Here is a 23,633-nt window from a genome sequence, read left to right on the forward strand (position 1 = left end):
CGGATCGAGTCGCGGCAGTGCGGCGCGGGTTGCGCTGCGGGCGCAAAAGGCTACCTTCAAACCCCAGAGGTTTCATCACCCCGATCCCATGTCAGCTGTCTCGCCCCCGACCGGACCCAATGCGCCATCCGAGATTCGCCACGCCACCACCGTGGCAGTGGCCGGTCGCGGCCTCATGATCGTCGGTCCATCGGGGTCGGGAAAGTCGGCGCTGGCGCTGACACTGATGGCTTTCGGCGCGCAACTGGTGGCAGATGACCGCACGCGGCTTTGGGTGACGGGGCAGCCCGCACGGGTATGGGCGGATGCCCCGCCGGGCTTGCCCGCACTGATCGAAGCGCGCGGCGTGGGGCTGCTGCCCGCGCACCGCTGCGGGCCGGTGCCGCTGGCGGCGGTCGCCGACATGGGTCTGCACGAGCCTGCCCGCCTTCCAGAGCCCCGGTTTGCTGACATCCTCGGTCAGAACGTCGCCTTGTTTCACGGTGCCGAAAATGCACATTTCGCTTACGCCCTTCTGCAATACCTCGGAACAGGCGTGCCTTCGGGAGAGACCCATGAACAGTGACGCGGTCGCCGACCGCCCTGCCAGCAGCGATGACCCGCGCGGCGATGCCGGGCGGACCGGCGGATCCGTCGGGCGCGTCGTGCTTGTGTCGGGCCCATCCGGTGCAGGCCGATCCACGGCACTGGCCGCGCTGGAAGATCTCGGTTGCGAGACGATCGACAACATTCCGCTCAGCCTCGTGCCGCGGTTGATGGAAGGGCCCGCGCTGGCGGGCACGCTTGTGCTGGGACTCGATGTGCGCAACCGCGATTTCAGCGTCGCAGCGCTTCTCGACCTGCTCGACTGGCTGGCGGCGACGGGCCGGATGCCGGAGCTTGTCTATCTCGACGCGCGGCCCGACATCCTGTTGCAGCGGTATTCCGAAACGCGGCGGCGCCACCCGCTCGCCCCGGCCGAAAGCCCGCAGCAGGGGATCGAGCGGGAACTCGACCTGCTGTCGCCCGTGCGGCTGCGGGCGGACCTGCTCATCGACACGTCGACCCTGACGCCCCATGACCTGAAGGCCGAACTGGCGCGCTGGTTCGATCCGGCGGGCGCGCAGCAGATGGCGGTGATGATCCATTCGTTCAGCTACAAGCGGGGAATGCCGCGCGGGCTTGACATGGTGTTCGATTGCCGCTTCCTGTCGAACCCCTACTGGGATCCCGCGCTGCGGGGTCGAAACGGGCTCGACCCGTCGGTTGCCGCCTTCGTCGCGGGCGACGGCAGATATGCCCCATTCTTCGAAAAAGTTAACGATCTCGTCGCTTTTCTATTGCCGGCCTATAGTGCGGAGGGCAAGTCCTACCTGTCGGTCGGGTTCGGCTGCACGGGTGGTCAGCACCGGTCCGTCGCCACGGCGGCGGCGCTTGCAGACGCGTTGGAATCGGCGGGCTGGAACGTGTCGCTGCGGCACCACGAACTGGAACGGACCACGGCGCGACAGGGCGCGCAACACGGGGCGAAACCGGGCCGCGACCATGGCCCAAAAGGGGACGGGACAGACCGGTGATCGGTATCGTGATCGTGGCCCATGGCGGTCTGGCGCGGGAATACCTGGCCGCTGTCGAGCATGTTCTCGGCGCGCAGATCAACATGCGCGCCGTGTCCATTGCCGCACAGGAGGACCGGGACCGAAAGCGCCGCGAGATCGAACAACAGGCTGAGGCCGTGGATACCGGCGGCGGGGTCATCATCGTGACCGACATGTTCGGGGGATCGCCCTCGAACCTGTCGCTGCCCGCGCTGGGCAAGCCGGATCGCCGGATCATGTATGGCGCTAACCTGCCGATGCTCATCAAGCTGGTGAAATCGCGGCACCTGAGCGTGCCCGACGCAGTGGACAGCGCACTGAAGGCGGGTCGAAAATACCTTGATTGCTTCGATGCTTTCGGCAATTGACATCGCATCATGCCCGACCCGATCGTCAAGACACTCAGGATCGTCAATGAAAAGGGGCTTCATGCCCGTGCCTCGGCCCGGCTGGTCGAGGTGGTCGAAGGCTTCAACGCGCAAGCCGATATCAGCCGTGACGGCATGTCGGCATCCGGCGACAGCATCATGGGGCTGCTCATGCTCGGGGCCGCCCGCGGTTCGACCATCGAGATGCGCGTGACCGGCCCCGAAGCGGCGGCGCTGGCCGCGGCGCTGGAACGGCTCGTTGCCGAGCGGTTCGGGGAAGACACTTGACCGGGTGTGCCTCCGTGGAAAAGGGTGGGCGGGATGGTTGACAGTTTCACGCAACCCGACAGGCTGATCCGTCCGGATCGCGGCGATCCACTATCGCCGGGGCCGCGCACCGTCGCACGCGCGGAAAACGCGGCGCCGCCGCCGGATTACGTGCCCTACGACAAGCGGCGGCTCTCCTATGCCACGACATTCGACAACAGCACGCAGGCGGCCACGATCAAGACGATGGAATGGCTGACCGGCAAGCTGACGCTGCTGCGACTGATCCGGAAATTCGAACGCGCGGGCGTGCCCGAGGGTCAGGCGTTCTGGGCCAAGGCGCTAACGACAATGGGCATCACCCTGATGACCCCGGATGCGCAGGTCGCGCGCATTCCGCGCGAGGGGCCGCTCGTGGTGGTGGCGAACCATCCGCACGGGCTGGTGGACGGGATGGTGCTGGCGGAACTGATCGGACGGGTGCGCGAGGATTACAAGATCCTTACGCGCTCGCTGCTGGCCAGCGTGGAAGAGGTCCGGCGCTTCATGATCCCCGTGCCCTTCCCGCACGAACATGACGCGCTTCAGCAGAACCTGGAAATGCGCCGCCGCGCGATGGAGCATCTGGCGCAGGGTGGGGCGATCGTTCTGTTCCCGTCCGGTGTCGTGGCCAGTTCGCGCAGCATGTTCGGCCCCGCGGTGGAAGCCGACTGGAACCCGTTCACCGCGAAGATGATCCAGCGCAGCCATGCGACCGTGCTGCCGGTGTTCTTTCCGGGTCAGAACAGTCGTCTTTACCAGATGGCGAACCAGGTGTCGGCGACGCTCCGGCAGGGGCTTTTGCTGCACGAGGTCGTGCATGCGCTGAACCGCCCGCAGAACCCCGTCGTGGGGACGCCGATCCCGCCCGAGGAGATGCGCGACTGGGGGTCGGACCCGCGCGGTTTCGTGCGGTGGCTCCGGGCGCGGACGCTGGCATTGCGCGATACCTGACGACAGGGGGGGCCGGGCGCGCGGCGCTCACGCCTGCGCCAGCACCGCCCCCGCAAGATAGAGCGAGCCGCAGATCAGCACCCGTGCGCCCGGCGCGCCGGCCAATGCCATGCGCAGCGCGGTGTCGATATCTGGCGCCGTCGCGCTGTCCAGACCCGCCTGTGCCGCGGCAGCGGCGGTCGCGTCGGCGGGCAGGGTGGCGGCGGCGCCGGGGATAGCCACGGCCACCAGCCGCCGGGCCGCGCCCGCCAGATGCCCCATGTAACCCGCCACGTCCTTGGTGTTCTGCATGCCGCAGACAAGCACAGTGTCGCGCGGCGGCAGACCGTTCAGGACAGCGGCGAGCGCTCGGCCCGCATCGGGATTGTGCCCGCCATCGAGCCACAGCTCGGCCTCCGGGTGCGCACGGGCCAGCGGGTGGTCGCGCAGCCGCTGCATGCGGGCGGGCCATTCGGCGCGGGTCATGGCGCCGTCCAGCGCGGCGTCGGGCTGGCCGAGATGGCGCAGCACCGCCAGCGCCATCCCGGCGTTGTCCACCTGGTGCGCACCGGGCAGCACCGGCAGCGGCAGGTCGCGCAGGCCGGTTTCGTCCTGGTAGACCAGCCGCCCACGTTCCGTGATCACGTGCCAGTGCTGACCGTGGATCAGCAGCGGCGCGCCGACGCGCGCGGCCTGCCGTTCGATCACCTCCAGCCCTGCATCCTGCTGCCGCCCCACGACACATGTGACTCCGCGTTTCAGGATGCCCGCCTTTTCAAAGGCGATCTTCTCGAGCGTGTCGCCCAGGAATGTCTCGTGGTCCATCGACACCGGCGTGATGACGCAGGCGGCGGGCCTGTCCACCACGTTCGTGGCGTCGAGCCGCCCGCCCAGACCGACCTCCAGCAGCGTCCAGTCCGCCGGGGTGCGGGCAAAGGCCAGCAAGGCCGCCACGGTCGTGATCTCGAAATAGGTGATCGGGTCGGGCCCGTTCGCTGCAAGGCATTCGTCCAGCAGGGCCGTCAGCGCGTCTTCGTCGATCAGCCGCCCCGCCAGCCGGATGCGTTCGTGGAACCGCACGAGATGCGGCGAGGTATAGGCGTGACAGGTGACTCCCGCCGCTTCCAGCCCCGCGCGCAGCATCGCCACCGTCGATCCCTTGCCGTTCGTGCCCGCGACGTGGATCACCGGCGGCAGGCTGCGTTCGGGATGACCGACACGATCCAGCAGCCGCCAGACGCGATCCAGCACAAGGTCGATGACCTTGGGATGCAGCGACATCATCCTGTCGAGCAGGATGTCCGACCGGTGTGCGCTCACGCCTTGGCGTCCGTCCCGGCGCCTGCGTCGGGCGCCTGTCCCGGCGCGGCATCAGCCGTGGCCTCGGGCTTGGGTGCGGGGCCGGGCGGCGGCAGCTCGCCCTTGATCGCGGGCGGCAGGCCCATGAGCATCCGGGTGATCACGATCAGCTCGTCGCGCATGTCCTTGCGCGCGGTCACGCGGTCCAGCATCCCGTGTTCGAGCAGGTATTCCGCGCTCTGGAAGCCCTCGGGCAGCTTTTCGCGGATGGTCTGTTCGATCACTCGCGGCCCGGCAAAGCAGATCAGCGCGCCCGGCTCGGCGATCTGGATATCGCCCAGCATGGCGTAGCTTGCCGTCACGCCGCCCGTGGTGGGGTGGGTCAGCACGACGATGTAGGGCAGCCCCGCCTCGCGCAGCATCTGGACTGCGACGGTGGACCGCGGCATCTGCATCAGGGACAGGATGCCCTCCTGCATCCGCGCGCCGCCGGCCGCGGTGAAGACGATGAGCGGCGACCGCCGGTCCAGCGCGCGTTCGGCCCCGGCGACCAGCGCGTTACCCACATGCATGCCCATCGACCCGGCCATGAAGGCGAAATCCTGTGCCGCGGCCACGACGGGGGTGCGGCCCATCTCCCCCTCGGCCACGAGCATCGCCTCGGCTTCGCCTGTCGCGCGCTGTGCGGCACGCATCCGGTCGGGATAGCGTTTCTGATCGCGGAACTGCAGCGGGTCGGCCAGCGCCGCGGGCACGGGCACGTCGCGATAGATGCCGTTGTCGAAAAGCCGGTCGAACCGGGCGCGCGGCGCGATGTACATGTGATGGCCGCAATTGGTGCAGACGTTCAGGCTGTCGGCCAGTTCCCGGTGAAACAGCATTGTCCCGCAACTGTCGCACTTGGTCCACAGGTTCTCGGGCACCTCGCGGCGGGAGAACAGCGAATTGATCGTCGGGCGGACGTAGTTGGAAATCCAGTTCATCGGGCCTGCCTTGCGACGGTGACAACGGGTCTGTGCGCGCCGTCCGTTGGACCGGACGCCGTTCATTTCGCTCGCAGATAAGCCCCGACCGCGCCGAATGCAATCACGCGCGCAGACCGCGGCGCAGGATCAGCCACGCGATCAGGAAGGGCAGCGCGCCGGGCAGCACCATCCAGGGCGCCTCGGCGAGATCCGCGCGGGACTGCGTGGTGACGCGCAGCGCAAGCCCGGTCAGGCCGCCCTGCGTCGCCATCACGGATAGGCCGACAAGATTGTTGGCCAGGTGCATCCCCCAGGCCAGCCCAAGCCCGCCGGACCGTGCGGTCAGGTCCGCCGCCACAAGGCCGAACAGCATCGCCACCGCCGCCATGGGCCATGCCGCCGCCCCCATTCCCGACGGGTCGAGATGCAGAAGGCCGAACAGCGCGGCAGGCAGCACGGCCCAGACGAGCGGCGACCGGAAGCGCGCGGCCAGCTGTTGCAGGACATAGCCGCGGAACAGGATTTCCTCGGTCAGGGTCTGCACGGCCACGCCAAGGACCGTCAGCGGCAGGAGTGCAGCCCAGATACCCAGGGGGAGGTTGGGTTGTGTCGCGTCTAGCCCCCAAGCCAGCGCCAGCAGCGGCGCGAAGACCGCCAGCGTCACGCCCGCGCCGCGCGCCGCGTCGGGCAGCACGCGCGGTCCCAGCAGGCTGCGCAGGCCGCGCCGGTGCAGCAGCCGCGCGGCCACGACCACCCCCAGAAGCGGCGGCGCGAACAGCGCCAGCACCGTCAGCATCGTGGCGGGCGTGCTCGCCACGGCGAGCTTGGCGAGCCATGTGCCCGCCGCCTCCGGCCCGGCGAGCGCCCAGATGCCGCCCACCAGCAGGCCGAAGGCCAGCGCCTGTGCCGCGACGACGATCAGCAGACCCGGCACCAGCCGCCACAGGGCCGGGCGTGTGCGAGCGGGTGCCACGTAGCGCGCGAGCCGTTGTGAGCGATCGGGCCGGGAAGGATGGTCAGGCTGCGCAGGATCAGGCATGGCGGGAAACTGGTGCAGGCCACCGCCCGCCGCAAGGCCCTGATCCAGGGCGAACTGCCGACGGAAACATCCTTGTTAACCCTGCTTCCGTTAAATCGCTGAAAAAGTGACATGAATTCTCTAGCTGCAGGCGCACCGGGTGGCAGGCACGCCTGCCCGCTCGATCACGATCACGGAAGTATTCGGAAAGGTTTGGACCATGAAAGCCCTGCGCCACGCGCTCGTCGCCATCTCCCTTATCGCAGGAAGCCCCTTGGCGGCGGCTTCCATCACCGCGGGTTACAACCCCGCAATCGTCGGCGATGAAACCGTTGGCCTGCGCTTCCGGGGGCCCAGCACCGGCGGTGAAGTGTTTATCGGCCAGAACGATCTTGGCGTGGGCAGCAACAGGTCCGAGGCGAATGTGGAGTGGCCACTGCGCGCGCGCGTCCTGTCGCCCTTCGTCTGGACCTTCGACTCCCTGACCGGGGTCATCGAGTACGCGGAGGGGCCGGGCGCCCCGCTGACCTATTCGCTGGGCGGGCCGCTCGATGCGCCGGACGTGATCCAGATGACCCTCAGCAACCGGTCCCGCGCCAGTGGCACCTTCGGCGTGAACGGTCTCACAGTAAACGGCGAAGCCGTTGCGAATCAGGGTCGTCTGCTTGGGTTCAACGACTTCATGATCACCGACTTTGCCGTGATGGATACGCTCACCATTGCCGGGACGTTCGAAGCCTTCGGCCAGTTCGACCCCAATGACAGCGAACGTGTCCGGCTGGAGTTCCGTGCCAGCACCAGCCCTGCCGCCATTCCGGTGCCGGCGGCCCTGCCGCTGATGGGTGCCGGGATCGCGGCGCTGGCCATGCTGCAACGCCGCAAGCGCGGCTGACACCAGTCCAGCCCTCAACACGGTGCCGGGCGGTTCTTCGGGGCCGCCCGCTTCCGTCTCCGCCGCCTGCTTGCGCGCGCGGCCCGGGTTGCCTATTCCGGGTCAACCACAGCCCGGAGGACCCGATGCTCAAGCGCCCGTTCGACAAATCGTCCCTTCCCAGCCGCCATGTGACCGAAGGCCCGCAGCGCGCGCCGCACCGGTCCTATTACTACGCGATGGGCCTGAGCGAGGACGAGATTAACCAGCCCTTCGTCGGTGTCGCCACCTGTTGGAACGAGGCCGCCCCCTGCAACATCGCGCTGAACCGGCAGGCACAGGCGGTCAAGATGGGCGTGAAGACCGCGTCCGGCACGCCGCGTGAATTCACCACGATCACCGTGACCGACGGCATCGCCATGGGCCACGAAGGCATGCGGTCGTCGCTGGCGTCGCGCGAAGCCATCGCGGACACGGTCGAGTTGACCATGCGCGGGCACAGCTATGACGCGCTCGTGGGGCTGGCGGGCTGCGACAAGTCGCTGCCGGGTATGATGATGGCCATGGTGCGCCTGAACGTGCCGTCGGTGTTCGTCTATGGCGGTTCGATCCTGCCGGGGCGGCTCGACGGCAAGGACGTCACCGTGCAGGACGTGTTCGAAGCCGTGGGCCAGCACCAGGCGGGCAACTATTCCGACGAACAGCTTGCCGTGCTGGAGCGCGTCGCCTGCCCCTCGGCCGGGGCCTGCGGCGGGCAGTTCACCGCGAACACCATGGCCTGCGTGTCGGAAGCCATCGGGCTCGCGCTGATGAATTCCTCCGGAGCGCCGGCGCCTTACGAATCCCGTGACCAGTACAGCGAGGCATCGGGCGTCGCCGTGATGAACCTGCTGGAGCACAAGATCCGCGCCCGCGACATCGTCACCCGCAAGTCGCTGGAAAACGCCGCGCGTATCGTGGCCTGCACCGGCGGGTCCACCAACGCGGGCCTGCACCTGCCCGCCATCGCCCACGAGGCGGGGATCGATTTCTTCCTCGACGACGTGTGCGAGATTTTCCGCGACACGCCCTATTTCGTGGACCTGAAGCCCGGCGGGCAGTTCGTGGCCAAGGACCTCTATGAGGCGGGCGGTGTGCCCGTCGTGCTGAAGGAACTGCGCCGCGCGGGCCTGATCCACGAGGATTGCATGACCGCGTCGGGCCGCGCCATCGGCGAGGAGCTTGACCGGATCGACCGCGACGCGGATGGCCGCGTGATCCACCCTGTGGACACGCCGATCACGAAGACCGGCGGCGTCGTGGGGCTCAAAGGCAACCTCGCACCCGAAGGCGCCATCGTGAAGGTCGCCGGCATGTCCGAGGCCGAGCAGGTCTTCACCGGCCCCGCCCGCGTCTTCGAGAGCGAGGAAGACGCCTTTGCCGCCGTCAAGGCGCGCGGCTACGAAGAAGGCGAGGTCATCGTGATCCGTAACGAAGGTCCGGCGGGCGGCCCCGGCATGCGCGAGATGCTGGCCACCACCGCGGCGCTGTCCGGTCAGGGGATGGGCAAGAAGGTGGCGCTGATCACCGACGGGCGGTTTTCCGGCGCGACGCGGGGCTTCTGCGTCGGCCACGTGGGACCCGAATCCGCTCATGGTGGGCCCATTGCCTTGATGCGCGACGGCGACATGATCACCATCGACGCGATCACCGGCACGCTGTCGGTGGATCTCAGCGACGATGAACTGGCCGACCGCCGCGCCAACTGGGCCGGGCCGCGCGCGACGAACTATGCGTCGGGCGCCCTGTGGAAATACGCCCAGCTCGTGGGGCCGACCTACAAGGGTGCGGTTACCCATCCGGGCGCTGCGGCGGAAACCCATGTCTACGCCGATATCTGACCGGCGCGCCCGCCCGGCGGTGTGTCGGGCGGGGGTCGCTGTGCTGGCGCTGGCGCTGTCGGGCTGCCTGCCCCAGCCCGGATCGCTGGCGTTCCTGGGCGTGGCACCTGTGCAGGCGGTGCGTGTGTCCGGCAATGGCGTGACCGTCGTCGGACCCGAGGGCTATTGCGTCGATCCCGGCAGCTCGGCCGAGCGTCCGGCAGGGTCGTTCGTCATGCTGGGCAGCTGCGCCACCCTGCGCGGCACGGGCGAGGGGCCGGGCCGCCCCGCCGTGCTGACCGCGCTCGTCTCGCCCCCCAGCGACCCGCCGCTGGTGCCCACGGTGGCGGAACTGGAACGGTTCTTCCGCTCCACCGCGGGGCAGGCCGCGCTGGCCCATGACGGAAACGCCGACAGCGTGACGCTTCTGGAGATCGAGGCACGCGATCCGATCCTGTTCCTCAAGCTGCGGGACAGCAGCGCCGCGCGGCCCGCGGAACTCAGCGACCGGTCGTGGCGCGCGATCTTCCCGCTGCGCGACCGGCTGGTGGCGCTGTCCGTGGCCGGGCATGACGACCTGCCTGTGAACGATGCAGACATGCGCCGCACGCTGGACCGCTTCGTTGCCGCCCTGCGCGCCGCAAACCCCGAGACCGTGGCCGACAACGACACCTGATCCCGTGACGCGGCGTTCGGCGTGACAGGGCGGTTGCGGCTTGGCATCTGTCGTCCAGCCAACGGGAGCCGCCGCGATGACCCTGTATCCGCATCTTCTCGCACCGCTCGATATCGGTCACGTGACCCTTCCGAACCGCGTGCTGATGGGATCCATGCACACGGGACTGGAAGAACTCGGTGACTGGCGCAGGCTTGGGGCGTTCTACGCCGAACGGGCACGGGGCGGCGTCGGGCTGATGGTGACGGGCGGCATCGCGCCCAACCCCGAAGGCGCCGTGCTGCGCGGCGCGGCGGGCATGTTCGGCGCGGCGGACGTGGCCAACCACCGGCAGGTCACCGACATGGTGCATGACGCGGGCGGTCTGATCGCGATGCAGATCCTCCATGCCGGGCGGTATGGCTACAATCCCGATTGCGTGGCGCCCTCGGCCGTCAAGTCGCCGATATCGCCCTTTGCGCCCCGTGAGTTGGACGAGGCCGGGATCGAGAAGCAGATCGCCGATATTGCCGCTGCCGCGGCCCGCGCGCGTGAGGCCGGGTATGACGGCGTGGAGGTGATGGGGTCCGAGGGATATTTCCTCAATCAGTTCCTCGTGACCCACACGAACCGGCGGACGGACCGCTGGGGCGGGTCTTACGAAAACCGCATGCGCCTGCCGGTGGAGGTCGTGCGCCGTGTCCGCGCCGCCGTTGGGCCGGATTTCATCCTGATCTACCGGCTGTCGATGATCGACCTCGTGCCCGACGGATCGAGCTGGGACGAGGTCGTGCAGCTGGCCCGCGCCGTCGAAGCCGCGGGTGCCGACCTTATCAACACCGGCATCGGCTGGCACGAAGCCCGCGTGCCGACCATCGCCACGAGCGTGCCGCGCCGGGCCTTCGCCTTCGTCACGGCAAAGCTGATGGGGCAGGTGGGGGTGCCGCTGATCGCGTCGAACCGGATCAACACGCCCGAGGTGGCCGAACAGGTGCTGGCCGACGGGTGCGCCGACATGGTGTCCATGGCGCGCCCGTTCCTTGCCGACAGTCACTTCGTCGCCAAGGCTGCCGCGGGACGGGCCGCGGACATCGCGCCCTGCATCGCCTGCAACCAGGCCTGCCTGGATCACACCTTCGCGGGCAAGGTCAGCTCTTGCCTCGTCAATCCGCGCGCCTGCCATGAAACCGAGATCACCATCGCGCCCACCGCGGTGCCGCGCCGTATCGCCGTGGTCGGTGCCGGGGCGGCGGGCATGGCCGCCGCCATCACGGCGGCGGAGCGCGGCCATGACGTGACCCTGTTCGAACGGGACAGCAGGGTGGGCGGGCAGCTCAACCTCGCCCGTCAGGTGCCGGGCAAGGAGGAGTTCCACGGCCTCGTGGACTGGTTCGCCGGGCAGATCGCGGCCAGCGGTGTGACCTTGCGGCTCGGGCATGCAGCAGAACCGGAGGATCTGGCCGGTTTCGACGCTGTGGTGATCGCGACCGGTGTGCGCCCGCGCGATCCCGGCATCCCCGTGGCGGGGGCGACGCAGGTAGTCGGCTATGCGGATGTGCTGTCGGGCCGCGTGGTGGCGGGGCCGCGCGTCGCTGTGGTCGGTGCCGGGGGCATCGGTTTCGATGTCGCGACATTCCTTGTGGATGACGGGGCGCGGGTCGCGGAGGACGCGGCGGCGTGGAAAGCGGAATGGGGCGTTGCGGATCCCGCGACCTCCCGTGGCGGGCTGGCCCTGACGGGGCCGGCGCCCGCTCCGCCCGCCCGCGCCGTGACGCTTCTGCAGCGCAAGGCGGAGAAACCCGGAAAAAGACTCGGAAAGACGACCGGCTGGATTCACCGCGCGCATCTGAAGGCCAAGGGCGTTCGGATGCTGTCGGGCGTGCAATACGGCGCCATCACTGATGAGGGTCTCGCCATCGTCCGTGATGGGCAGGAATCGGTGATCCCGGCGGATACGGTCATCCTGTGCGCGGGGCAGGAGCCCGAGGCAGGTCTGGCCGCGCGGCTGGCGGGGACCGGGCGCGAAATGCATGTGATCGGCGGTGCCGAACTGGCTGCTGAACTGGACGCGAAGCGCGCCATCGATGCGGGCATGCGGCTTGGCGCGCGCCTGTGACCGCCCCGCGCGCCGGGCCCCAGAATTTTATCTAAAATTCTGGCGTCACCGGGCGTCGGGCAGGCGGACGACCTCGACCCGCCGGTTCGCGGAGAGCCCGTCAGGGTCGCTATTCGCGCTGCGCGGCGCGAACGGGCCGACACCGGCCACGGTGATCTGCGCGGGGGTCGCGCCCATGTCCTCCAGCGCCGCAGCGACGGCCGCGGCGCGCGCGCGTGACAGCGCCATGTTTGCATCCGGACTGCCGGTCCAGTCAGTATGGCCGACCAGCGCCACGCGCCGCGCCGGGTCCGCCGCGAGCCACGCCACGAGCGCCGAAAGCCTGCCGGCATCGCCCTGTGTCAGCGCCGTGCCGCCGGGCGCGAAGTCCAGTCCCTCCAGAACCGCTCGACCCACCGTTTCGAGACGTGTTGCCAGCCCGCCTTCCGCCGGCTGGTTCTGCTCGGTCGGCTGGTCCTGCGGTGGGGATGCGATGGACGGTTGAGGTGCCTCACCTGCCTCGGGCGCCGGTGTGACCAGCGTAAGTTGCGCATGGGTCGTGGCGGGACCCGCGCTCAGCAGCAGCGCGGCCAGCGCGGGCGGGTCTTCGCGCGCCGCTGCCATGTAGCGGAAATCGCCCAGATCCACCGCCATGTCGGGCAGCGGCAGGACCGGGAGCGCAAGCCGGAAATCGAACCCGCCGCAGGTCTGCGTCCGGCAGGTGTAAAGCGGCGTGAACCCTGAGGTATCGAGCGCATCGGTCAGACCGGACTCGATGGTGTCCGCGTTGCCCGCAGCCCATGCCCACGCGATGCGCAGGCGTGTGCCGGTCTGGACCCGTTCGGGCGGTGGTGCCATGGGACCGGCGGGGCCGATGGCAATGGCATGTGGGCCGGGCGGATCGGTGACGCGGACGGTTTCCTGCGCGCCTGCCGGCAGCGCGGCTTCCAGCGCGGGCAGCACCGGGTCGGCCAGCGCCGGGCCAATGCCCAGCACGAGTGCGGCAAGGACGGCGCGTCGATCAGCCCGCATCCGCCACCCCGGCGCGGTAGTGGTATCGCCCCTGCTCCACCAGCCCAAGCCCGGCATAGAGCGCCCGCGCGGGGGCGTTCGCCTGCGTCACGGCCACCGCCAGATCGGTGCAGCCACGATCCCGCGCCCAGGCGGCGGCGGCGGCCACCATCTGGCGGGCGAGCCCCTTGCGCCGCGCCTGCGGGCGGATTTCCAGCGCGTGCATCATCGCCACGCCGTCATGGGCGGCGACGAAGGCCGTCCCGCCGGGCTTGTCCCCGACCCGCCCGAGGATCGCGGTCTTCGGACCGGTCACGCGATCCATTACCGCGCGCCGGTCGGGCCCGATCCCGCCGCCGCGCCAGATCTCGTCCGCGATCGCAAGGGGGGGCCAAATCGCGAAGGCGGACAGACGCGGTGGCGGACCCGGCAGTGCCGTCAGCGACGCCGCCTGGAAAAGCGTGGGATCATGGCGGGTGAACCCGCGCGCTGCCAGAAGCGTGTCGAACCGCGCCTGTCCGTCACGGATGCGAAAGCGCGGAACCTGTCCCCAGCCCGTCATGGCCGCAACCGCCGCGTCGATCTGCGCCGCGTCGGGCACCGTGTCCGCGTCCAGCGTTGCGGCGCTGACCCGCGACCCGCCGCCGGGACTGCGGCGCAGGGTGAAGGGTCCGCAGGCGCAGGTTTGCGCCGCGGGCCAGGTGGCGGCCAGCACCGCATCGAGCCTGCCCGCGGGCAGGATCATGGCGTGGCGAACAGCGCGGCGAGACGCGCCATCGCGGCATCGAGCCGCGCGGGATCGTGGCAGCGGGCGACCACGTTCACCCCGTGGCGGCCATCGCGCAAATAGGGGTATGAGCCGAAGCCGACATCCGGCATCTCGTCCGCCAGCGCGCCGAGCGCCTCGGCGATGTCGCCTTCGCCCTGCGCCAGCGTGACCGAGCGGCTCAGGAGCGGCGCGCCCCCGGTGATGCCGGGCAGGACCGAGGCGACCATCGCCTCGAAGATCGCGGGCACCCCGGCCATCACGTGGCAGTTGTGCAGGCTGAACCCCGGTGCCGCGCTGATCGGGTTGTCGATCAGGGTCGCGCCATCGGGGATGCGCGCCATGCGCAGCCGGGCGTCGTTCAGTTCAGTGCCCCGTTCGGCGTAATGGGCGGCGAGGATCGCACGCGCATCGTCGCGCACGGTGATCGGCGTGTCGAAGGCTGCGGCCACGGCCTCGGCGGTGATGTCGTCATGGGTCGGCCCGATCCCGCCCGAGGTGAACAGGTGGTCATGGCGCCCGGCCAGGTCGCGGACCGCGGCGATGATCGTGTCGCGGTCGTCGCCCACCACCCGCGCCTCGGCCAGAGGCACGCCATGGTCGGTCAGCACGCGGGCGAGATGGTGCATGTTGCTGTCACGGGTACGACCGGACAGGATCTCGTCGCCGATGACCAGCATGGCGGCTTTCGGGGCGCTGTCGTTCATCGGCGGCTCCTTGTTGCGGCGTCGTCCGGGGTATAGACCTGCGATCATGCGCTTTGAAACCCCGCTCGTGCCGGCGCGGCTCGTCCGCCGCTACAAGAGGTTCCTTGCCGATGCGGTGCTGGAGGCGGACGGGCGACATGTGACCGCCCATTGCCCCAACCCGGGCGCGATGCTGGGCCTGAACGCGCCGGGGTCGCGCATCTGGCTGGAACCGAACGACGATCCGAAGCGCAAGCTGCGGTTCGGCTGGCGGCTGGTCGAATTGCCGGGCGGGCACATGGCGGGGATCGACACAGGCGTGCCAAACCGGATCGTGGCGGAGGCGTTGGCCGCGCGCGCGATCCCGGCGCTCGCCGCCTATGGCACAGCGCGGCCCGAGGTCAGATATGCCACGCGCAGCCGGGTGGATTTTCTGCTGACCGAGCCGGGCCTGCCGGATTGCTATGTAGAGGTGAAAAACGTCCATCTGCGGCGAAAGGGCGACTGGGCCGAGTTTCCCGATTGCGTGACCGCGCGCGGGGCGAAGCACCTGCGCGATCTCGCGGGCGTGGTCGCCACGGGGCACCGCGCCGTTATGCTCTACGTGGTGCAACGAACCGATTGCGCGCGGCTGCGCATGGCCGCCGACCTTGACCCCGCCTATGCGGCGGGTTTCGCCGCGGCCCGCGCGGCAGGGGTGGACATGCTGTGTCACGGCACGCGGATCGATACCGGTGGCGTGGCGCTGTCCGGGCCGCTCGCGGTTGCCTGACGCTGCGACAACGGGTCGGCAGGGGCACAGTCTGGCATTCCGTGGCGCACTGGCTTACATCCACTCCCATGAATCGGGAGAGATCATTGGATGATCGCAGTGGCGGCCGCCTGACCAAGGACGGCATCAGGATATACGAGCCCGCGGATTTCGCGGGCATGCACCGGGCCGGACGGCTCGCGGCGGAGATCCTCGACGGGATCGCGCCCCTTGTCGTGCCGGGTGTGAGCACCGCGGAAATCGACCGCGCGATCGAGGACGCGGTGACGGCCGCGGGTGCGACATCGGCGACGATCGGCTATCGCGGCTATCGCCACGCCTCCTGCATCTCGGTCAACCACGTGGTGTGCCACGGCATCCCCGACGCCGCCAAGAAGCTGAAGGATGGCGACATCCTGAACATCGACGTCACGGTGATCGTGGATGGCTGGTTCGGCGACACGAGCCGGATGTATGCGGCGGGCAAGCTGCCACGCAAGGCCGAGCGGCTGATCGCCGTGACCCATGACGCGCTGATGCGCGGGATCGAGGCGGCGCGCCCCGGGAACACGTTCGGTGATATCGGCCATGCCATCCAGACCTTCGTGGAAGGGCATCGCATGTCCGTGGTGCGTGATTTCTGCGGGCATGGGCTGGGGCGGGTGTTCCATGCGCCGCCCAACGTGCTGCATTACGGGCGCCCGGGTACCGGCCCGGTGCTGGAAGAAGGCATGTTCTTCACCATCGAGCCGATGGTGAACCTGGGCCGCCCGGAAACCAAGGTTCTGGCCGACGACTGGACCGCGGTGACCCGCGACAAGTCGCTTTCGGCGCAGTTCGAACATTCGATCGGGATCACGGCCAACGGGGCCGATATCTTCACCCTGTCTCCCGCCGGTCTGTTCCAGCCGACCCATCCGCAGGTCTGACCCTGCGCGGCGCCCATGCGGTGCCTCTCCAGAGGAGTTGTCCGATGTCCCTGATCCGCCTATTCGCCGCATGCGCCACGGCTGCGGGTGTCCTGGCCTCCGCCGCCTGTGCGCAGGCCCCCGAGGTGACCTTGCGGTTCCAGCATTTCGTGTCGCCGAATTCGGCCAACCCGAAGCATTTCATCGAACCCTGGGCCGAAAAGGTCGAAGCGGAATCGAACGGGCGGATCAAGGTGGAGATCTACCCGTTCATGCAACTGGGCGGCGCCGCCACGGCACAGTACGACATGATCCGCGACGGCGTGATCGATGGCGGCTGGGTGATTCCCGGCTACCAGCCCGGTCGCTTCCCCGAAGCGGAGGCGCTGGAACTGCCGTTCATGACGCCGAAACTGGGTGAAGCCGCGAGCCGTGCCGCGTGGGACTTCACGCAGAAACACCTGATGGACGATTTCGCGGATGTGCACCTGATCGCGGCGCACATGCACGGGCCGGGGCTGATCCATAAGAAGGGCCCGGCGGTGCAATCGGTCGAGGATCTGCAGGGCCTGAAGCTGCGCGGCCCGTCGCGCCCGGCGACGCTGCTGCTGCGCAAGCTGGGCGCGCAGCCCGTGGGCATGGCCGTACCCGCCTTCCCCGAGGCGCTGTCGAAGGGCGTCGTCGATGGCGGTGTCATCACGTGGGAAATGTCCCCGTCGCTGAAGCTGGACGAACTGACCGATAGCCATACCGACGTGGCGGGCGATACGGCGCTCTACAACCTCTATTTCATCTGGGCGATGAACAAGGACAGCTACGCGAACCTGCCCGACGATCTGAAGGCGGTGATCGACGCGAATTCCGGGATGTTCGCATCGGCCTGGGCGGGCCGTGCCCATGATACGGGCGATGCGGAAGGCCGCGCCGTGATGGCTGCGGCCGGCAACGAAATCGCCGAGATCAGCCCGGAAGAAACGGCGCGCATCCGTGCCCTCGGCGAGGACGTGACGGACGAATGGATCGCGGAGGTCACCGCGAAAGGGTTGGACGGTGCCGGGCTGGTGGAGGATGCGCGTGCGCTGATGGACCGGTACGGCGCGGCCGCGTCGAACTGACCGCGACGTTCCGTGCGACGGCGGCACCAGAATTTTATCTATAATTCTGGATCCGCGGCGGCGGTGAGCAGCGTGACATGGGTTGTGCCGTAGCGGCGAAGGCTGTCAGGTGCGAAGCCCGCAGGTGCATCCTGGGGCGACGCTTCTTCCCACACGACCAGTGCCCCCGGCGCAATCCACCCGCCCGCGCGGGCTGCTGCCAGTGCGCGCGCGCCGAGGTTCTTCCCGTACGGCGGATCGAGGAAGACCAGCGAGGCCGGCGGGCCGCCGCAAGGGGGCAGCCGCGCCGCATCGCGGGTGACGATCCGTGCCGCGGCCGTCGCATCGGCGCGCGCGATGTTGTCCGTCAGTAGCCGAAGCGCGGCGCGGCCGTTTTCCACGAATGTCGCGTGCGCGGCGCCGCGGGACAGGGCTTCGAGCCCCAGCGCGCCGGTCCCGGCGAAAAGATCGAGCACATGCGCCCCGGTCACCGGGTCGTCCGGGCGCGACGCAAGGGCGCTGAACAGGCTTTCGCGGACGCGGTCCGGGGTGGGACGCAGATGCGCGGCAGGATCGCCCTTGCCCAGTGCCGCAAGCTGCAGACCTTTCCGTGTTCCGGCGATTATCCTCATGATGTCGAAAGTCCCTGCATCTGGCACGCGGGTTCTGGCGGCGGGCGCTGGGGCGCTCTATAACCCGGCGCAACACGGGTAAACAGGGAAGGATACAGACCATGACGATAGCAGTCGGCGACACGCTGCCCGATGCGGACCTGCTGGTCTTCGACGGCGAACCGGGTTCGGTCTCTCTCGCGTCGCTCGTGAAGGGGCGCCGTGTCGTGATCTTCGGCTTGCCGGGTGCCTTCACCCGCACCTGCGATGCGGCCCACGTGCCGAGCTTCATCCGGACGAAGGACCAATTCGCTGCCAAGGGCGTGGACGAAATCGTCTGCATCTCGGTCAACGATCCGTTCGTGATGGCGGCGTGGTCGAAATCCACCGGCGCGGGCGATGCGGGCATCCGGATGCTCGCAGATTCCGATGGCGGGCTGACGCGGGCCATGGGCCTTGATTTCGACGCTCCGCCGGTGGGTCTTCATGGCCGGTGCAAGCGCTTTGCCCTGATGGCCGAGGACGGGGTCGTGAAGGTGCTGCACCTCGAGGAGAACCCGGGTGTGTGCGAAACGTCCGGTGGCGAGGCGATGCTCGACGCCATCTGAACAGGGGCGCGGGGGCGTTGCGCCCCCGCCCGCCGTCACAGCGCGTCGAGCCGGTCCGCCAGCGCGATATCCAGCCCGGACAGCCCGCCCGCGTCATGGGTCGTGAGCGTCACGGTCACCGTCTTGTAGACATTCGACCATTCCGGGTGGTGGTTCATCTTTTCGGCGATGATCGCAGCGCGTGTCATCCAGCCGAACGCGCCGATGAAATCTTTGAACGTATAGACCTTCGTGATCGCGTCGCGGTCGGTCTCCAGCACCCAGCCGCGTGCAAGCAGGGGGTCGAGCTCGGCGCGGTTCTCAAGCTTTGCCGTCATGTCATCCTCCGTCTCAGGGGTCGGTGTCGGGGGCGCATTTGCGGAACGGGCCGTAATCGGTCAGCACCTCGATTTCCTCGTCCACGGCGCGGGCTTCGGCATCGAGGAACCGGGCGACCGCGTCGGAAAAGCCTGGATCTGCGATCCAGTGCATCGAGTGACAGGGGGTCGGCAGGTAGCCGCGCGCAAGCTTGTGCGCGCCCTGTGCGCCCGCCTCCACCGTCGCCAGACCGTGCGCGATGGCATAGTCGATGGCCTGGTAATAGCAGCACTCGAAATGCAGGCATGGGTGATCCTCGATCGCGCCCCAGTAGCGGCCATAAAGCGTGTGCCGCCCGATGAAGTTCAGCGCGCCTGCGACGGGCCGACCGTTGCGCAGTGCCAGCACCAGAAGCATGTCTTCGCGCAATGTGGCATGGGCACGGTCGAAGAATGCCCGCGTCAGGTAGGGCGTGCCCCATTTCCGCGCACCGGTATCCGTGTAGAATTCCCAGAACGCGTCCCAATGCGCGGGTTCGATGGCCTCGCCGGCAAGTTGCACGATTTCGCCGCCGAACGCCTGTGCCGTCATGCGCTCCTTGCGCAGGGTCTTGCGCTTGCGCGATGACAGCTCCGCGAGGAAATCGTCGAAGCTGCCATAGCCGCGGTTGACCCAGTGAAACTGCTGGCTGGCGCGCGGCATCATCCCGAGGGCGCGCGCCGCCGCGGTTTCCGCGCCGGTGCAGAAGGTGACGTGGAGCGACGAGATCCCGTTGCGCTGTGCAAGGCTGCGCGCCCCGTCGATCAGGGCGGCGCGTCCCACGGTCTCGAACCCGGGCCGCACCAGAAGGCGCCGGCCGGTGGCCGGGGTGAACGGCACGGCGATCTGCAGCTTGGGGTAATACCTGCCGCCCGCGCGTTCATAGGCATGGGCCCAGTTGTGGTCGAAGATGTATTCGCCCTGGCTGTGCGACTTTGCATAAAGCGGCGCCGCGGCGATCATCTGCCCGTCCATCTCGGCGGTCAGGTAATGGGGCTGCCAGCCAGTGCCGGTGCCGACGGAACGGCTGTCTTCCAGGGCCCGCAGAAAGCGCCAGGTGGTGAAGGGATCGGCGGGGCGCCCGCCATCCGCCGTTTCGGGGCAGGCGCAGGCATCCCAGTCCGCCGGGTCGATGGCCGCCAGCGATGTGTGGGCCGTTACCGTGACCTGCGGCGATTGGGTGTCGCTGGCGGGCGACGTGGGCGTGGCCATGGGGCTTTTCCGCTTTCCGGTTGTCGCTCCGGATGGTGGTCCGGCCGCTGCCGGGGTCAAGGTGCCGGGATGCGCCGGGATCACTCGACCTCGAAGATCCCGTCGATTTCCACGGCAACGCCGAAGGGAAGGGCGGCCACGCCCACGGCGGACCGCGCATGACGACCGGCATCGCCAAGAAGATCGGCCAGCAGGTCGGACGCGCCGTTCACGACCTTGGGCTGGTCCGTGAAGTCGGGTGTCGAATTCACGAAGGCGCCCAGCTTGACGACCCGCTTGAGCCGCCCAAGATCGCCGTCAAGCGCGGCATTCACCTGCGCGAGCAGCGCAAGGGCGCAGGCCCGTGCGGCCATGGCGCCGGCGTCGATGTCCATGTCCGCTCCCAGCTTGCCCTTGATCAGGCCGTCCGCATCCGCTGCGATCTGGCCGGACACGTGCAGCAGCCCGCCCGCGCGCACATACGGCACGTAGTTGGCGGCGGGCGCGGGGGCTGCGGGCAGCGTGAGGCCAAGTTCGGCGAGGCGGGTCGAGATGGCTGGTGTCATCGTGGCTCCGGGGCAGGTGGGGCGCGCGGTCACGCGCGGTTTGCGGACGGTGTCGGGGTGGATCAGGTTTCGCGGAACGCCTTGACGAAATAGTCGGACAGCGGCTTGAGCAGATAGGCCAGCGGCGTGCGGTCGTCGGTGCGCAGGAATGCTTCGACCGGCATGCCCGGCAAAAGGACCGTGCCTTCGGGCAGGCGGGTGATCTCGCCGTCCTTCAGGATAAGTTGCGCGGTGTAGTAACTGGTCCCACGCTGCTCGTCGACGAAGGCGTCGGCGGAGATCTGCGTGACCGTGCCCAGCAGTTGTGGCGTGGTTCGGGCGTCGAGCGCGGAGAAGCGCAGGCTGACCTCCTGCCCCGGATAGACCTGGTCGATATTCGTGGGCTGAATCCGCGTCGTGATGACCAGCGGGCGGTTCTGCGGGATGAGATACAGCAGCGGATCGGCCGGGCGTATCACGGACCGTTCCGCGAACACGCGCAGGTCATAGACGATGCCCGAAAGCGGCGCACGAATGTCGAGCCGGTCGATCCGGTCCAGCAGCGCCAGCCGCTGTTCGGCAAGCTCGAATTCGCGGGTCCGGATGTCGCGCAGTTCGGTGATGGCCTCTTCCCGGCGCTGGTTGCGCAGCGACAGGACCTGGATGTCGATCTCCGTGATCCGGCCTTCTGCCTCGGCCTGCGATGCGATCAGTTCGCCGATCCGGCCGCTCAGGCTCGCCTCTTCGCGCTGAAGCGCCAGAAGCCGCGATTTCTGCGCAAGCCCGCTGGCCAGAAGCGTCTGCTGGTCGGTGAGTTCTTCCTGTATGAGCAGAAGCTGGGCATCGGTCGCGTTTTCCTGTGCCTCGATACCGTTGAGCTGGCTCTGGATCTGGGACCGCCGCTTGCCGAGCTGTTCGACCTCGCGCTGCAGCGAATCGCGCCGCGCTTCGAACAGGTTCTCCTGGCCCTGCATGGTGTCGGCGACGGCCGGGCGCTTGGCGGCAAGTTCGTGGAGCCAGCTGTCGAATGCGACGGACGTGGTGTTGTCGCGCTCGGCTTCCAGCCGCCCGCGGCGGGCCATCAGTTCGAACAGCTGACCTTCGATGATGGACAGTTCCGACCGCAGCGTCGTGCCGTCGAGCCGGATCAGGACGTCGCCTTCGGACACGGTATCGCCGTCGCGCACGTGGATTTCCTCCACCACGCCGCCGTCGATATGCTGAACGACCTGCCGGTTCTGATCGACCTCGATCCGGCCGGTGGCGATCACGGCGCCCGCGATCTGCGTGAACACGGCCCAGCCGCCGAAGCCGCCGAACAGGATCGCGATGATGATCACGCCAAGTGTCAACTGGCGGCGCGCCGACATGGAGCTGCCGGTCGATGGGTCGCTTCCGCTGCTCATGCGATTCCCCCGGTCTTGGTCTGTGACTGCATGATCTCGCCCGCGTTGCGCACCATCTTGGCCAGAATCTCGTCCCGCGGTCCGAAGGCGCGCACGGCGCCGCCATCGAGTACCAGAAGCTTGTTGCACTCCTGGATGGCCGCGGGCCTGTGTGCCATGATGAGAACGCCCTTGTTCTCGGCTTTCATGCGGCGGATCGCGTCGTTCAGCGCCTTCGATCCTTCGTTGTCGAGATTCGAATTCGGCTCGTCGAGCACGAGCAGCACCGGGTCGCCGTACAGCGCGCGCGCCAGCCCGACACGCTGGATCTGTCCGCCGGACAGATGCCCGCCCATCATCGTGAGATAGGTTTCGTAGCCGTTGGGTTGCTTCAGGATCATTTCATGGGCGTCGGCCTGCATGGCGGCCTTGATGATGTCCTCGTCCCGGGCGTCGGGATCGAGCCGGGCGATGTTCTCGGCGATGGTGCCGTCGAACAGTTGCACCTTCTGCGGCAGGTAGCCGATATAGCGCCCCAGCACGTCCGGATCGTACTGGTCGAGCGTGGCACCATCCAGCCGGATCGATCCCCCCGCGGGCGGCCATGCGCCGGTGATGGCCCGCGCAAGGCTGGACTTGCCCGACCCCGAAGGCCCGATCACGCCGATCGCCTCGCCGGGTTCGAGATGAAAGGTGATCATGCGCAGCGCCGCGTGGTGTTCGCCTGGCGGCAGCACCGTCGCCGACGCCACCTTGAGATTGGCACGCGGGCGCGGCAGGTCCAGCTTGCGCTGGCGTTCGGGTACCTGTGACAGAAGTTCGGCGAGATTGTTCCAGGACCGGACGGCGCCCTGCACCATGGACCACTGGCCGACCGCCATCTCGATCGGGGCCAGCGCCCGGCCCATCAGGATCGATGCCGCGATCATCCCGCCGGCGGTCATCTGTTCGCGCAGCACGAGAAAGGCCCCGAGCCCGAGCATCGCGGATTGCAGGAACAGGCGGAACGTCTTGGTACCCGCCGAGTAGCCGCCCTGTGCGTCGCTGGCCTTCACGGTCAGGTCGAGCGCGCGGTCGCGCAGCCGGTTCCATCGGATGTAGGCGGCACCACGCATGCCGAGCGCCTGCACCATGTCCGCCTCTGTCTTGAGCCGTTCCGACATCCGGTCCGCCTCGGCATTGGCGATGGACGACCGCAACACGGGGTCGCGGGTATGGGCCTGGTTGATGAAGGTCGTGACCACCAGGATCGCCCCGCCCGATACGGCGAGGATGCCGAGCCACGGGTGGAATATGAAGATCCCCACGAGGAAGACCGGCGTGAACGGGACGTCGAAGAACGCGCTGAGCACCGGGGAAGACAGGAACCGCTGGATCGTCTCGAGGTCGCGCACGCCGGCCGCCGTGGCCTGGCGTTCGCCCGTGGCTGCCCGTTCGATCGCGGCGGCGAACACGCGCTTGTCGAGCCGCGCCTGGAACCGTGCGCCGATGCGCGCGAGAACCCGCCCGCGCACGAAATCGAGAATGCCCATCATGAGGTAGAGAAACGCGACCAGCGCCGCCAGCGCGACCAGCGTCGCCTCGGACCGCGATCCCAGCACCCGGTCGTAAACCTGGAGCATGAAGAGCGGGCCGGTCAGCATCAGCATGTTCACGCAGGTGCTGAAGATGGCGACGAACCAGTACAATCCCCGGCTTTCGGCCCGCACCATCGCGAGTTCGCGTCGCCCGGCGCTGTCTGAGACTGTCATCGGTTCGCCGACCTCGCTGGTTTGTTGCGGTCCGTGACCGGAAT

Annotated in this window: 25 protein-coding genes; 13 read left to right on the forward strand and 12 right to left on the reverse strand. The window is 68.5% G+C overall.

What is annotated here, in order from left to right; genetic code table 11:
* The first annotated feature begins 175 nt into the window (after positions 1-175).
* The 5 genes from DDE13_RS01155 to DDE13_RS01175 are packed head-to-tail and all read left to right on the forward strand — an operon-like array spanning position 176 to position 3,205.
* A complete protein-coding gene (locus tag DDE13_RS01155; protein ID WP_235868532.1) occupies positions 176-565 on the forward strand; it encodes an HPr kinase/phosphorylase in 390 nt (129 codons plus the stop codon).
* Entirely contained in the window at positions 555-1,556 is a 1,002-nt protein-coding gene (gene rapZ / locus DDE13_RS01160) for an RNase adapter RapZ (RefSeq protein ID WP_111400912.1), read from the forward strand. The genes DDE13_RS01155 and rapZ overlap by 11 nt, the downstream gene beginning before the upstream one ends.
* Positions 1,553-1,945, forward strand: coding sequence for a PTS sugar transporter subunit IIA (locus tag DDE13_RS01165; protein WP_111400913.1), 393 nt, complete (start codon positions 1,553-1,555; stop codon positions 1,943-1,945). The genes rapZ and DDE13_RS01165 overlap by 4 nt, the downstream gene beginning before the upstream one ends.
* Positions 1,946-1,954: 9 nt before the next feature.
* Positions 1,955-2,233: an HPr family phosphocarrier protein gene (locus DDE13_RS01170; protein ID WP_111400914.1), complete on the forward strand. Its 279-nt coding sequence runs from the start codon at positions 1,955-1,957 to the stop codon at positions 2,231-2,233.
* A 33-nt stretch (positions 2,234-2,266) separates the two neighbouring features.
* On the forward strand, positions 2,267-3,205 hold the full coding sequence (locus DDE13_RS01175) for a lysophospholipid acyltransferase family protein (protein ID WP_111400915.1): 939 nt from the start codon (positions 2,267-2,269) through the stop codon (positions 3,203-3,205).
* Between the two features lie 27 nt (positions 3,206-3,232).
* Here DDE13_RS01175 and DDE13_RS01180 read toward each other — a convergent pair whose 3' ends face one another.
* The 3 genes from DDE13_RS01180 to DDE13_RS01190 form a co-directional block, all read right to left on the reverse strand.
* Entirely contained in the window at positions 3,233-4,504 is a 1,272-nt protein-coding gene (locus DDE13_RS01180; RefSeq protein WP_111400916.1) for a bifunctional folylpolyglutamate synthase/dihydrofolate synthase, read from the reverse strand.
* Positions 4,501-5,466 (reverse strand): acetyl-CoA carboxylase, carboxyltransferase subunit beta, encoded by a 966-nt coding sequence (gene accD / locus DDE13_RS01185; RefSeq protein ID WP_111400917.1) that lies wholly within the window; start codon positions 5,464-5,466, stop codon positions 4,501-4,503. Before accD ends, DDE13_RS01180 begins: the two co-directional genes overlap by 4 nt.
* A 103-nt stretch (positions 5,467-5,569) precedes the next feature.
* Entirely contained in the window at positions 5,570-6,421 is an 852-nt protein-coding gene (locus DDE13_RS01190; RefSeq protein ID WP_162630815.1) for a CPBP family intramembrane glutamic endopeptidase, read from the reverse strand.
* A 265-nt stretch (positions 6,422-6,686) separates the two neighbouring features.
* Here DDE13_RS01190 and DDE13_RS01195 point away from each other — a divergent pair, with 265 nt between their 5' ends.
* The 4 genes from DDE13_RS01195 (at position 6,687) to DDE13_RS01210 (ending at position 11,967) form a co-directional block, all read left to right on the forward strand.
* Positions 6,687-7,358 carry a VPLPA-CTERM sorting domain-containing protein gene (locus DDE13_RS01195; RefSeq protein WP_111400919.1) on the forward strand — a complete coding sequence of 224 codons (672 nt, stop codon included), beginning with the start codon at positions 6,687-6,689 and terminating at the stop codon, positions 7,356-7,358.
* 125 nt (positions 7,359-7,483) lie between these two features.
* The gene (gene ilvD, locus DDE13_RS01200; protein WP_111400920.1) at positions 7,484-9,217 is read left to right on the forward strand and encodes a dihydroxy-acid dehydratase; all 1,734 of its coding nucleotides are present in this window, start codon (positions 7,484-7,486) and stop codon (positions 9,215-9,217) included.
* Positions 9,198-9,872, forward strand: a complete 675-nt coding sequence (locus DDE13_RS01205; RefSeq protein WP_162630816.1) for a hypothetical protein — start codon at positions 9,198-9,200, stop codon at positions 9,870-9,872. The genes ilvD and DDE13_RS01205 overlap by 20 nt, the downstream gene beginning before the upstream one ends.
* 76 nt (positions 9,873-9,948) lie before the next feature.
* Positions 9,949-11,967: an NADPH-dependent 2,4-dienoyl-CoA reductase gene (locus tag DDE13_RS01210; protein ID WP_111400922.1), complete on the forward strand. Its 2,019-nt coding sequence runs from the start codon at positions 9,949-9,951 to the stop codon at positions 11,965-11,967.
* A 45-nt stretch (positions 11,968-12,012) separates the two neighbouring features.
* Here DDE13_RS01210 and DDE13_RS01215 read toward each other — a convergent pair whose 3' ends face one another.
* From DDE13_RS01215 to DDE13_RS01225, 3 genes are read right to left on the reverse strand one after another with little or no spacing between them, the layout of a single operon-like run.
* Positions 12,013-12,978 (reverse strand): OmpA family protein, encoded by a 966-nt coding sequence (locus DDE13_RS01215; protein ID WP_162630817.1) that lies wholly within the window; start codon positions 12,976-12,978, stop codon positions 12,013-12,015.
* Entirely contained in the window at positions 12,968-13,702 is a 735-nt protein-coding gene (locus tag DDE13_RS01220; protein ID WP_111400924.1) for a GNAT family N-acetyltransferase, read from the reverse strand. The genes DDE13_RS01215 and DDE13_RS01220 overlap by 11 nt, the downstream gene beginning before the upstream one ends.
* The gene (locus DDE13_RS01225) at positions 13,699-14,430 is read right to left on the reverse strand and encodes a competence/damage-inducible protein A (protein ID WP_111400925.1); all 732 of its coding nucleotides are present in this window, start codon (positions 14,428-14,430) and stop codon (positions 13,699-13,701) included. Before DDE13_RS01225 ends, DDE13_RS01220 begins: the two co-directional genes overlap by 4 nt.
* 46 nt (positions 14,431-14,476) lie before the next feature.
* On the opposite strand from DDE13_RS01225, the gene sfsA reads away from it, so the two are divergent.
* The 3 genes from sfsA to DDE13_RS01240 all read left to right on the forward strand — a co-directional run bounded on the left by sfsA (position 14,477) and on the right by DDE13_RS01240 (position 17,183).
* Positions 14,477-15,181, forward strand: coding sequence for a DNA/RNA nuclease SfsA (gene sfsA, locus DDE13_RS01230; RefSeq protein WP_111400926.1), 705 nt, complete (start codon positions 14,477-14,479; stop codon positions 15,179-15,181).
* 68 nt (positions 15,182-15,249) lie between these two features.
* A complete protein-coding gene (gene map, locus DDE13_RS01235; protein ID WP_111400927.1) occupies positions 15,250-16,089 on the forward strand; it encodes a type I methionyl aminopeptidase in 840 nt (279 codons plus the stop codon).
* A 44-nt stretch (positions 16,090-16,133) separates the two neighbouring features.
* Positions 16,134-17,183, forward strand: coding sequence for a TRAP transporter substrate-binding protein (locus DDE13_RS01240; protein WP_111400928.1), 1,050 nt, complete (start codon positions 16,134-16,136; stop codon positions 17,181-17,183).
* Positions 17,184-17,221: 38 nt separating this feature from the next.
* Here DDE13_RS01240 and rsmD read toward each other — a convergent pair whose 3' ends face one another.
* On the reverse strand, positions 17,222-17,794 hold the full coding sequence (rsmD, locus tag DDE13_RS01245) for a 16S rRNA (guanine(966)-N(2))-methyltransferase RsmD (protein ID WP_111400929.1): 573 nt from the start codon (positions 17,792-17,794) through the stop codon (positions 17,222-17,224).
* Positions 17,795-17,895: 101 nt separating this feature from the next.
* On the opposite strand from rsmD, the gene DDE13_RS01250 reads away from it, so the two are divergent.
* Positions 17,896-18,381 (forward strand): peroxiredoxin, encoded by a 486-nt coding sequence (locus DDE13_RS01250; RefSeq protein ID WP_111400930.1) that lies wholly within the window; start codon positions 17,896-17,898, stop codon positions 18,379-18,381.
* Between the two features lie 35 nt (positions 18,382-18,416).
* Here DDE13_RS01250 and DDE13_RS01255 read toward each other — a convergent pair whose 3' ends face one another.
* From DDE13_RS01255 to DDE13_RS01275, 5 genes are all read right to left on the reverse strand, one after another.
* Positions 18,417-18,698, reverse strand: a complete 282-nt coding sequence (locus tag DDE13_RS01255) for a 4a-hydroxytetrahydrobiopterin dehydratase (RefSeq protein WP_111400931.1) — start codon at positions 18,696-18,698, stop codon at positions 18,417-18,419.
* 13 nt (positions 18,699-18,711) lie between these two features.
* Entirely contained in the window at positions 18,712-19,929 is a 1,218-nt protein-coding gene (locus DDE13_RS01260; protein WP_111400932.1) for a GNAT family N-acetyltransferase, read from the reverse strand.
* 80 nt (positions 19,930-20,009) lie between these two features.
* Positions 20,010-20,474 (reverse strand): RidA family protein, encoded by a 465-nt coding sequence (locus DDE13_RS01265; RefSeq protein ID WP_111400933.1) that lies wholly within the window; start codon positions 20,472-20,474, stop codon positions 20,010-20,012.
* Between the two features lie 62 nt (positions 20,475-20,536).
* Positions 20,537-21,859 (reverse strand): HlyD family type I secretion periplasmic adaptor subunit, encoded by a 1,323-nt coding sequence (locus DDE13_RS01270; RefSeq protein ID WP_111400934.1) that lies wholly within the window; start codon positions 21,857-21,859, stop codon positions 20,537-20,539.
* Positions 21,856-23,589: a type I secretion system permease/ATPase gene (locus DDE13_RS01275; RefSeq protein ID WP_235868533.1), complete on the reverse strand. Its 1,734-nt coding sequence runs from the start codon at positions 23,587-23,589 to the stop codon at positions 21,856-21,858. The genes DDE13_RS01270 and DDE13_RS01275 overlap by 4 nt, the downstream gene beginning before the upstream one ends.
* Positions 23,590-23,633: the final 44 nt, after the last annotated feature.

Origin of the sequence: Meridianimarinicoccus zhengii (assembly GCF_003254465.1) — a bacterium.
GTDB lineage: Bacteria > Pseudomonadota > Alphaproteobacteria > Rhodobacterales > Rhodobacteraceae > Meridianimarinicoccus > Meridianimarinicoccus zhengii.

Excerpts from the sequence above, each read along its gene's own strand:
- DDE13_RS01155 (WP_235868532.1), top strand. The coding sequence starts at position 176 with ATGATCGTCGGTCCATCGGGGTCGGGAAAGTCGGCGCTGGCGCTGACA.
- rapZ (WP_111400912.1), top strand. The coding sequence starts at position 555 with ATGAACAGTGACGCGGTCGCCGACCGCCCTGCCAGCAGCGATGACCCG.
- DDE13_RS01170 (WP_111400914.1), top strand. The coding sequence starts at position 1,955 with ATGCCCGACCCGATCGTCAAGACACTCAGGATCGTCAATGAAAAGGGG.
- DDE13_RS01175 (WP_111400915.1), top strand. The coding sequence starts at position 2,267 with ATGGTTGACAGTTTCACGCAACCCGACAGGCTGATCCGTCCGGATCGC.
- accD (WP_111400917.1), bottom strand. The coding sequence starts at position 5,466 with ATGAACTGGATTTCCAACTACGTCCGCCCGACGATCAATTCGCTGTTC.
- DDE13_RS01195 (WP_111400919.1), top strand. The coding sequence starts at position 6,687 with ATGAAAGCCCTGCGCCACGCGCTCGTCGCCATCTCCCTTATCGCAGGA.
- ilvD (WP_111400920.1), top strand. The coding sequence starts at position 7,484 with ATGCTCAAGCGCCCGTTCGACAAATCGTCCCTTCCCAGCCGCCATGTG.
- DDE13_RS01205 (WP_162630816.1), top strand. The coding sequence starts at position 9,198 with ATGTCTACGCCGATATCTGACCGGCGCGCCCGCCCGGCGGTGTGTCGG.
- DDE13_RS01210 (WP_111400922.1), top strand. The coding sequence starts at position 9,949 with ATGACCCTGTATCCGCATCTTCTCGCACCGCTCGATATCGGTCACGTG.
- DDE13_RS01215 (WP_162630817.1), bottom strand. The coding sequence starts at position 12,978 with ATGCGGGCTGATCGACGCGCCGTCCTTGCCGCACTCGTGCTGGGCATT.
- DDE13_RS01220 (WP_111400924.1), bottom strand. The coding sequence starts at position 13,702 with ATGATCCTGCCCGCGGGCAGGCTCGATGCGGTGCTGGCCGCCACCTGG.
- DDE13_RS01225 (WP_111400925.1), bottom strand. The coding sequence starts at position 14,430 with ATGAACGACAGCGCCCCGAAAGCCGCCATGCTGGTCATCGGCGACGAG.
- sfsA (WP_111400926.1), top strand. The coding sequence starts at position 14,477 with ATGCGCTTTGAAACCCCGCTCGTGCCGGCGCGGCTCGTCCGCCGCTAC.
- map (WP_111400927.1), top strand. The coding sequence starts at position 15,250 with ATGAATCGGGAGAGATCATTGGATGATCGCAGTGGCGGCCGCCTGACC.
- DDE13_RS01240 (WP_111400928.1), top strand. The coding sequence starts at position 16,134 with ATGTCCCTGATCCGCCTATTCGCCGCATGCGCCACGGCTGCGGGTGTC.
- rsmD (WP_111400929.1), bottom strand. The coding sequence starts at position 17,794 with ATGAGGATAATCGCCGGAACACGGAAAGGTCTGCAGCTTGCGGCACTG.
- DDE13_RS01250 (WP_111400930.1), top strand. The coding sequence starts at position 17,896 with ATGACGATAGCAGTCGGCGACACGCTGCCCGATGCGGACCTGCTGGTC.
- DDE13_RS01255 (WP_111400931.1), bottom strand. The coding sequence starts at position 18,698 with ATGACGGCAAAGCTTGAGAACCGCGCCGAGCTCGACCCCCTGCTTGCA.
- DDE13_RS01260 (WP_111400932.1), bottom strand. The coding sequence starts at position 19,929 with ATGGCCACGCCCACGTCGCCCGCCAGCGACACCCAATCGCCGCAGGTC.
- DDE13_RS01265 (WP_111400933.1), bottom strand. The coding sequence starts at position 20,474 with ATGACACCAGCCATCTCGACCCGCCTCGCCGAACTTGGCCTCACGCTG.
- DDE13_RS01270 (WP_111400934.1), bottom strand. The coding sequence starts at position 21,859 with ATGAGCAGCGGAAGCGACCCATCGACCGGCAGCTCCATGTCGGCGCGC.
- DDE13_RS01275 (WP_235868533.1), bottom strand. The coding sequence starts at position 23,589 with ATGACAGTCTCAGACAGCGCCGGGCGACGCGAACTCGCGATGGTGCGG.